This is a genomic window from Rhodobium orientis, assembly GCF_003258835.1.
Classification (GTDB): domain Bacteria; phylum Pseudomonadota; class Alphaproteobacteria; order Rhizobiales; family Rhodobiaceae; genus Rhodobium; species Rhodobium orientis.
Genome location: NZ_NPEV01000124.1, coordinates 1 through 458 on the forward strand (window position 1 = coordinate 1; position 458 = coordinate 458).

A 458-nucleotide genomic window follows, 5' to 3' on the forward strand; every position below is an offset into this window, starting at 1 on the left:
CCTCAGGGTATAGAGGCTGATGGTGAATCATATCAAAATCTGTATCAAACAGGCTATTTGATTGGAGACTATGATGAAGAAACGAATAAGTTTGTACATGGCTCCTTTAAAGAGTTGGATCACGGCCACGACTTTTATGCCGTGCAAACTTTATTGGATGACAAAGGCCGCAGAATTGCGATTGGCTGGATGGATATGTGGGAGTCAGAGATGCCGACGAAAGCAGACGGATGGTGCGGGGCATTAACTTTGCCGCGTGAATTGACGTTGAAGGATGGTCACAAAATTTTAATGAATCCCGTCGAGGAGACTAAATTACTTCGTGGATCGGAACATCATGAGTGTGACAATCAATCGATTTCCGGCAGCTATTTTATAAAGACAGCCGAAAAGCTTCTTGAAGTGGTGGCCGTTTTTGATTTGACAATTTGCAGTGCCGAAACGGTTGGCTTAAAGAT

At 43.7% G+C, this 458-nt stretch carries 1 pseudogene; it reads left to right on the forward strand.

Annotation, left to right across the window (positions count from 1 at the left end):
• Positions 1 to 458: pseudogene (locus tag CH339_RS25495) on the forward strand (hypothetical protein); the annotation flags it as partial.